Annotated in this window: 8 protein-coding genes; all 8 read left to right on the top strand. The window is 67.9% G+C overall.

What is annotated here, in order from left to right; all coding sequences use genetic code 11:
* Positions 1–124 precede the first annotated feature (124 nt).
* The 8 genes from ON27_RS21820 to ON27_RS21785 all read left to right on the top strand — a co-directional run bounded on the left by ON27_RS21820 (position 125) and on the right by ON27_RS21785 (position 7,171).
* Complete coding sequence (locus tag ON27_RS21820) at positions 125–643, top strand: NUDIX hydrolase (protein ID WP_043730871.1); 519 nt, start codon at positions 125–127, stop codon at positions 641–643.
* A gap of 183 nt (positions 644–826) precedes the next feature.
* Positions 827–2,077: an alkane 1-monooxygenase gene (locus ON27_RS21815; RefSeq protein WP_043730868.1), complete on the top strand. Its 1,251-nt coding sequence runs from the start codon at positions 827–829 to the stop codon at positions 2,075–2,077.
* A gap of 220 nt (positions 2,078–2,297) precedes the next feature.
* Positions 2,298–2,471 (top strand): rubredoxin, encoded by a 174-nt coding sequence (locus ON27_RS21810; RefSeq protein ID WP_043730866.1) that lies wholly within the window; start codon positions 2,298–2,300, stop codon positions 2,469–2,471.
* Positions 2,468–2,650, top strand: a complete 183-nt coding sequence (locus ON27_RS21805; RefSeq protein WP_043730863.1) for a rubredoxin — start codon at positions 2,468–2,470, stop codon at positions 2,648–2,650. The genes ON27_RS21810 and ON27_RS21805 overlap by 4 nt, the downstream gene beginning before the upstream one ends.
* 40 nt (positions 2,651–2,690) lie before the next feature.
* Complete coding sequence (locus ON27_RS21800; RefSeq protein WP_051046871.1) at positions 2,691–3,311, top strand: TetR/AcrR family transcriptional regulator; 621 nt, start codon at positions 2,691–2,693, stop codon at positions 3,309–3,311.
* Positions 3,312–3,505: 194 nt separating this feature from the next.
* The gene (locus ON27_RS21795) at positions 3,506–4,642 is read left to right on the top strand and encodes an alkane 1-monooxygenase (RefSeq protein ID WP_245560045.1); all 1,137 of its coding nucleotides are present in this window, start codon (positions 3,506–3,508) and stop codon (positions 4,640–4,642) included.
* Between the two features lie 107 nt (positions 4,643–4,749).
* The gene (gene ahcY, locus ON27_RS21790; RefSeq protein WP_043730853.1) at positions 4,750–6,234 is read left to right on the top strand and encodes an adenosylhomocysteinase; all 1,485 of its coding nucleotides are present in this window, start codon (positions 4,750–4,752) and stop codon (positions 6,232–6,234) included.
* Between the two features lie 289 nt (positions 6,235–6,523).
* The gene (locus ON27_RS21785) at positions 6,524–7,171 is read left to right on the top strand and encodes a dTMP kinase (protein ID WP_043730849.1); all 648 of its coding nucleotides are present in this window, start codon (positions 6,524–6,526) and stop codon (positions 7,169–7,171) included.
* Positions 7,172–7,250: the final 79 nt, after the last annotated feature.

Genomic DNA, 7,250 nt, shown 5'->3' with positions numbered 1-7,250 from the left:
CCGCTGGGCGCCGTCGCGATCGGTCATCCGCTCGAGGAGCTGACCCCCCGGCAGGCGGCGGGCGCTGGTTCGGGGCTGGTCGAACTGTGACGATCCTTACTCGTGCGGCGCGTGGGAGCCGCTGGTGAGCGCGGAGTCGCTGCACGCTTCGGCCACCGAGTTGCTCGAAACGTGGCGTCCGGTTCTCGATTCGGACCGCTCGCTGCGCGAGGCGATGCTGGCGTTCCTCGGCTCGGCGCCGCGCGGTTGCCTGCGCGAGCACGCGCCGGGCCACATCACCGCCTCCGCGGTGGTGTTCTCCCACGACGGCCGCGAGGTGCTGCTCACCCTGCACCCGAGAGTCGGACGCTGGATCCAGCTCGGCGGCCACTGCGAAGAGCACGACGACACGGTCGCGGGCGCCGCGCTGCGCGAAGCCACCGAGGAGTCCGGCATCGCGAACCTGCGGCTGCACCCCGGGCTCTACGGCGCCCAGGCCCACCCCATCACCTGCTCGCTCGGCGTGCCCACCCGGCACCTCGACCTCCTGTTCCGGCTCACCGCTCCGGCGGGCGCCACCCCGGTCCGCAGCCACGAGTCCACCGACCTGCGCTGGTGGCCGGTGCACGCCCTGCCCGCCGACGCCGACGTGCTGTTGCGGTAAACAGCCACGCCCCCTTCGATAGGCCGAGCCCGGTCGGATGCCATCCGGCCGGGCTTTTCATGTCCTCACTTGCTCTTTACAAATTGTCTAATTTGTCTAGACAAGAGACAAACATGGCTCTATCGTCCATAAGAGAGGTAATGCACGTCACAGGGGCACGTGCCGTTCGGAATGGAGACAACGATGTCGACGCACGCCGACATGTCCGCGCAGCCGGTCGAGGTGCCGGCTTGGCGGGACCGTAAGCGCTATATGTGGCTGTGGGGGTTGTTCGCCCCGACCGGCCTGTTCACCATCGGGCTGCCGCTGATCTGGGCGTTGAACGAACTCGGCTGGCATCGCCTCGCCCAGGTGCCGTTCTGGCTCGGGCCGATCCTGGTCTACGTGTTGATCCCGATCGCGGACGTCTTCTTCGGCCCGGACGGCGACAACCCGCCCGACGAGGTGATGGAGTACCTGGAGAACGACAAGTACTACCGCTATCTCACCTACCTGTACCTGCCCTTCCAGTACGCCACGCTGCTGTTGGCGGCCTACCTGATCACCGCCGACGACGTGAGCTGGCTCGGCATCGATGGCGGGCTGCACGTGGTGGACAAGATCGGCCTGGCGATCACCGTCGGCATGATCGGCGGCATCGGCATCAACACCGCGCACGAGCTCGGCCACAAGAAGGTGGATCTGGAGCGCTGGCTGTCGCGCATCGCGCTGGCCCAGTCCGGCTACGGGCACTTCTACATCGAGCACAACCGCGGCCACCACGTGCGCGTCGCGACCCCGGAGGACCCGGCGAGTTCCCGGGTGGGCGAGACGTTCTGGGCCTTCTGGCCGCGCACCGTGTGGGGCAGCCTGAAGTCGTCCTGGCAGCTGGAGAAGGTGCGGCTGGACCGGCTCGGCAAGAAGCCGTGGAGCCTGCGCAACGAGGTGCTCAGCGCCTGGCTGATGTCGGCGGCGCTGTTCGCGGCGCTGGTCGCGGTGTTCGGCATCGAACTGCTGCCGTACCTGATCCTGCAGGCGGTGGTCGGCTTCAGCCTGCTGGAGGCGGTCAACTACCTGGAGCACTACGGCCTGGTGCGGCAGCGCACGGCGAGCGGCCGGTACGAGCGGCCCGCCCCGGTGCACAGCTGGAACAGCGACCACATCGTCACCAACATCTTCCTGTACCACCTGCAGCGGCACAGCGATCACCACGCCTACCCGACCCGGCGCTACCAGACCCTGCGCAGCTGGGACGGCGCGCCGAACCTGCCGAGCGGCTACGCCAGCATGATCCTGCTGGCCTACTTCCCGCCGCTGTGGCGACGCGTCATGGACAAGCGCGTGCTGGCGCACTACGACGGCGACATCACCCGCGCCAACATCGATCCGGGCAAGCGGGAGAAGGTGCTGGCCCGCTACGGCGCGGGCGAGACGGGCGGAAAGGGCATGGCATGAGCGGTCAGGCCCGGAGGAGGCAGCGGAGCGTGACCACGCAGGGCCCCGCTCGTGCCGGAAACAGCCACAGCATGAGCGGTCAGGCCCGGAGGAGGCAGCGGAGCGTGACCACGCAGGGCCCCGCTCGTGCCGGAAACAGCCACAGCATGAGCGGTCAGGCCCGGAGGAGGCAGCGGAGCGTGACCACGCAGGGCCCCGCTCGTGCCGGAAAGGGCAGAGCGTGAGCGCGTATCGCTGCCCCGTCTGCGACTACGTCTTCGACGAGGCGAAAGGCGCGCCGCACGAGGGCTTTCCACCGGGCACCCCGTGGGAGAGGGTGCCGGAGGACTGGTGCTGCCCGGACTGCGGCGTACGGGAGAAGATCGACTTCGAGCCGATGGGGACGACGAAATGACCGAATACAAGCTCTATCAGTGCATCCAGTGCGGCTTCGAATACGACGAAGCCGAGGGCTGGCCGGAGGACGGCATCGCGCCGGGGACCCGCTGGGACGACATCCCCGACGACTGGACTTGCCCGGACTGCGGGGCCGCCAAGGCGGACTTCTACATGGTCGAAATCGAACGGTCGTGAGATTTTGACTGCGGCAGGCGCCCGTGACAATGTCGCGGGTATGCCGCGCAACGGAGCCAGGATTCCCTACCAGGAGGCCGCGCGGGACCTGCTGCGGACGTCGGTCCTGGACGCGATGCGCGAGCTGCTCACCGAGCGGGATTGGTCCAAGATCACGCTCGGGGACGTCGCGGCCAGGGCCGGCGTGAGCAGGCAGACGCTTTACAACGAGTTCGGCTCGCGCAGCGGCCTCACGCAGGCATACGCCCTGCGTCTGGCCGATTTTCTGGTGGATCACGTGGACGCGGCGATCAACGGCAACGTCGGCGACGTCCGCGCCGCCTTCCGCGACGGCATGGCGAACTTCTTCTTCGACGCGGCGTCCGATCCGCTGGTGCAGTCGCTGGTCGCGGGCGAGGTGAAGCTGGATCTGCTGCGCCTGATCACCCTCGACGCGGGGCCGTTGCTCGAGCACGCGACCGAGCGGCTGTCGCGTGCCTTCCAGCACAGCTGGGTGGCGTCGACGGCGACCGAGTCGGATGTCATCGCGCACGCGCTGGTGCGGATCGCCCTCAGTTACATCCCCACTCCGCCCGGTCCGGGGCGTGACGCGCCCGCGGAGTTGAGCGCGCTGCTGAGTCCCTACGTCGAAGCGATTCTGGCCGCGCGAGTACAGAGCTGACTGCGGTCGGGCAAGCGTCTCGTGACTGACTAGCGCATTCGCAGCACATTAAAAACCGACTGCACGGCTTGTAGTAGCGATCACGTCTCAACCGAAGGCATTGGTGTAACGGACAACAAGTCAGCAAGTATTCTCATGCGACGGTGTTCGGGTCTTCTTTGAGCGGAGCAAAAGTGCAAACGGTTGGCAAACCGGTGGGATCGCCTGATCCCAAGCGCTATCTGTGGGTTCTCGGCTTGATCGCGCCGTCGTCGGCATTGCTGCCGTCCCAGTTGGTGCTGCACACCGGCGCCGAGGCCTTCTGGTGGATCGGCCCGATCATCGTGCTGATCGTCATCCCGGTGCTGGACTGGACCATCGGCGTGGACGGAACCAACCCGCGGGACGAGGACTACGAGCTGCTGTCCAACGATCGGTACTACCGGTGGTGCACGTACCTGATGCTCCCGGTCCAGCTGATCGGCTTGGTGATCGCCTGCTACATGTGGGCCGGTGACGAGCTGCGCGTGATCGACAAGCTCGGCCTGGCCGCCACCCTCGGATTCGTCAGCGGCATCGGGATCAACGCCGCCCACGAACTCGGCCACCGGGTCGAACGCATGGAGCGCTGGCTGGCCAAGATCGCGCTCGCGCAGTCCGGTTACGGGCACTTCTTCGTCGAGCACAACCGCGGCCACCACGTGCGAGTGGCGACCCCGGAGGATCCGGCCAGCGGGCGACTAGGGGAGTCGCTGTGGGAGTTCTTGCCCCGCAGCGTGTCCGGGAGCTTCCGCTCGGCGCTCGCGCTGGAAAGCGAGCGGCTCGCCCGCAAGGGCAAGGGCTGGTGGAGCCGGGACAACCACATCCTGCAGGCCTGGTCGATGACGCTCGTGCTGTTCGGCGTCCTGATCGCGGTCTTCGGCTTCGCCGTGCTGCCCTGGCTGCTGCTGCAGGCGGTCATCGGCATCGGGCTGCTGGAGACGGTGAACTATGTCGAGCACTACGGCCTGCTGCGCGCGCGCCGCCCGAACGGCATGTACGCGCGCTGCTCGCCGCGCGACAGCTGGAACAGCGACCACCTGGTCACCAACATCTTCCTGTTCCATCTGCAGCGGCACAGCGACCACCACGCCAACCCGGGGCGGCGCTACCAGACGCTGCGCACCTCGGAGCAGGCCCCGCAACTGCCCGCCGGGTACGCGGCCATGATCGTGCTGGCCGCCATCCCGCCGCTGTGGCGGTGGGTGATGGACGATCGAGTTCTCGCCCACTACGGCGGCGACATCACCTTGGCGAACATCCAGCCGCGCAAGCGGCGCCGCATCCTGGCGACGCGCGGGGTCATCGCGTAAGCGCCGCCGCCCCCGGCCGAGTCCGCCGGGGGAGGACAGGCACGTCGACCACGCCCGGTCGCGAGCGACTAGCCTTGCCTCGGTACTTGCCGAACCAGGAGAGGCTGATGACCACCTCAGAACTTCACGCACGCACGTCGTTGACCGCCGATGTCCGCAACGGCATCGACTACAAGGTGGCAGATCTGTCGCTGGCCGATTTCGGCCGCAAGGAGATCCGTCTGGCCGAACACGAGATGCCCGGTCTGATGGCGCTGCGCCGTGAGTACGCCGAGGTGCGGCCGCTGCAGGGCGCGCGCATCTCCGGCTCGCTGCACATGACCGTGCAGACCGCGGTGCTGATCGAGACCCTGACCAGCCTCGGCGCCGAGGTTCGCTGGGCCTCGTGCAACATCTTCTCGACCCAGGACCACGCGGCGGCCGCCGTGGTCGTCGGCCCGCACGGCACCGTCGAGGAGCCCAAGGGCACCCCGGTGTTCGCCTGGAAGGGCGAGACGCTGGAGGAGTACTGGTGGGCCGCCGAGCAGATGCTCACCTGGCCGGGCGAGCCGGCCAACATGATCCTCGACGACGGCGGTGACGCCACCATGCTCGTGCTGCGCGGCGCGCAGTTCGAGAAGGCGGGCGTGGTGCCGCCGGAGGAGGAGGACCACTCGGCCGAGTACAAGGTCTTCCTGAACCTGCTGCGCGAGCGGTTCGAGACCGATCGGGGCAAGTGGGGCAAGATCGCCGAGTCGGTCCGCGGCGTCACCGAGGAGACCACCACCGGCGTGCTGCGGCTCTACCAGTTCGCGGCGGCGGGCGAGCTGGTGTTCCCGGCGATCAACGTCAACGACTCGGTCACCAAGAGCAAGTTCGACAACAAGTACGGCACCCGCCACTCGCTGATCGACGGCATCAACCGCGGCACCGACGTGCTGATCGGCGGCAAGAAGATATTGATCTGCGGCTACGGCGATGTCGGCAAGGGCTGCGCGGAATCGCTTGCCGGACAGGGCGCCCGGGTGCAGGTCACCGAGATCGACCCGATCAACGCGCTGCAGGCGCTGATGGACGGCTACGACGTGGTGACCGTGGAGAACGCGATCGGCGAAGCCGACATCGTCATCACCGCGACCGGCAACAAGGACATCATCACCCTCGAGCACATGAAGGCGATGAAGGACCAGGCCATCCTCGGCAACATCGGCCACTTCGACAACGAGATCGACATGGCGGCGCTGGAGCGTTCCGGCGCAACGCGATTGACCATCAAGCCGCAGGTCGATCTGTGGACGTTCGAGGAGACCGGCCGCTCGATCCTGGTGCTGTCGGAGGGGCGTCTGCTCAACCTCGGCAACGCGACCGGCCATCCGTCGTTCGTGATGTCCAACAGCTTCTCCAACCAGGTGATCGCGCAGATCGAGCTGTGGACCAAGCCCGAGCAGTACGACAACGAGGTCTACCGCCTGCCCAAGCACCTGGACGAGAAGGTCGCGCGCATCCACGTCGAAGCGCTCGGCGGCGAACTCACCAAGCTCACCAAGGACCAGGCCGAGTACATCGGCGTCGACGTCGAGGGCCCGTACAAGCCGGACCACTACCGCTACTGACCCCGCGATTACCCGGAGGCCGCAGGCACTGAAAGGTGCCGGCGGCCTCTGCGCCTTCCCGCGGACAACCCAGCACCTGCGGGCGCAGGCCGTGTACGAGCTCGGGGTCCGGCGGGTCCGGCGGGTCCGGGGTGATCCGGAGCGGCGAGTACGGGCTGACGGCGGTCTTGGGGCAGCGAGCTGTGCGGTGAGGCGGTCGGCGTGGCCGTGGAGCCCGGTCGAGAAGCCGGCATATGTGCTGGTGAGGCGATGTCAGCGGGGTGCGGGCGACGGGGTAGTCTGCCTGGTCATGGGAGTGCTGATAGCGGTCGAGGGCCTCGACGGCGCGGGCAAGCGCACGCTGATCGCGCGGGTCGTCGCCGATCTGTGCGGGCGCGGCCTGCGGGTCGCGACGATGGCCTTCCCGCGCTACCGCACCTCGGTGCACGCCGACCTGGCCGCCGAGGCGCTGCGCGGCGCGCACGGCGACCTCGCCGCCTCGGTCAGCGGCATGGCTCTGCTGTTCGCATTGGACCGCGCCGAGGCTCGAGACGAGTTGTCGAAGCTGTTGGCCGACAACGACGTTGTGATCCTGGATCGCTACGTCGCCTCCAACGCTGCTTACTCGGCCGCCCGGCTCGGGCAGTCGGCCGACGGTGAAATCGTGGACTGGGTGGGCGAATTGGAGTTCGGCAGGTTCGCCCTGCCCGCGCCCGCGCTGCAAGTGTTGCTGGACGTGCCGGTCGAGCTGGCCGCCGAGCGTGCCCGCCGGCGTGGCGAACTCGACGCCGAGCGCGCCCTCGACGCCTACGAGCGCGACGGCGGTCTGCAGCACCGGACCGGGGAGGTGTACCGTGAGCTGGCCGAACGCGACTGGCGCGGACCCTGGTGGACATACCGATCCGAGGACGGCCCGGCCGCGGCCGCCGCGCGGATCGCCGAAATCGTTGGTCGATAAGGTGGGCTGTGCCGCGGGTTCGCACCAGTGTTGGCGTGGCGGCCCGATCCTGGCCTGGGAGATGACAACATAGTAGTTA

Origin of the sequence: Nocardia asiatica NBRC 100129 (assembly GCF_000308415.1) — a bacterium.
Classification (GTDB): domain Bacteria; phylum Actinomycetota; class Actinomycetes; order Mycobacteriales; family Mycobacteriaceae; genus Nocardia; species Nocardia asiatica.
The sequence above is the reverse complement of the archived record's forward strand: the minus strand, read 5'-3'. Positions and strand labels throughout refer to the sequence as shown.